Origin of the sequence: Mesorhizobium sp. M0244, assembly GCF_040321795.1 — a bacterium.
Classification (GTDB): domain Bacteria; phylum Pseudomonadota; class Alphaproteobacteria; order Rhizobiales; family Rhizobiaceae; genus Mesorhizobium.
Genome location: NZ_JAMYSE010000243.1, coordinates 1 through 573 on the forward strand (window position 1 = coordinate 1; position 573 = coordinate 573).

At 63.7% G+C, this 573-nt stretch carries 2 protein-coding genes; both read left to right on the top strand.

Translation table 11 applies throughout. The features are described 5' to 3' along the window. The coding region (locus NKJ08_RS38870; RefSeq protein WP_352786435.1) for an SDR family oxidoreductase at positions 1-303 on the top strand (303 nt) is incomplete at its 5' end. Between the two features lie 19 nt (positions 304-322). Continuing rightward, the coding region (locus NKJ08_RS38875; RefSeq protein ID WP_502906397.1) for a thiamine pyrophosphate-binding protein at positions 323-573 on the top strand (251 nt) is incomplete at its 3' end.

Here is a 573-nt window from a genome sequence, read left to right on the forward strand (position 1 = left end):
GGTGGCCCGCACTATTCGGCTGCCAAGGCGGGTGTTCTGGGGCTTGCCAAGGCCATGGCGCGCGAATTCGGTCCCGAAGGCATCCGCGTCAACTGCATCACACCGGGCCTGATCCAGACCGACATCACCGGCGGCAAACTGACCAACGCCATGCGCGCCGACATCATCAAGGGAATCCCGCTCAGCCGGCTGGGCGAGGCGCGCGACGTAGCCGGCGCCTATCTCTTCCTGGCTTCCGATCTGGCCAGCTACATCACCGGCACCGTGATCGATGTCAACGGTGGGATGCTAATCCATGGCTGAGTGGACAACGGAGCTTGAGATGCCTCGCGCTGGCAGCAATGTCAGCCTGGCCGAACGAGCCTATCGTATCCGCCGACACGCCGTGCGGATGGGTCAAGTCCAGGGCCAAGGTTATGTCGGACAGGCGCTGGGTGTCGCCGACGTGCTTGCCGTCGCCTATTTCCATGCGCTTCGTTACCGGCCGGAGGACACGTTGTGGGAGGGACGCGACCGCTTCCTGCTGTCGATCGGACACTATGCGATCGCGCTCTACGCGGCTCTGATCGAAGC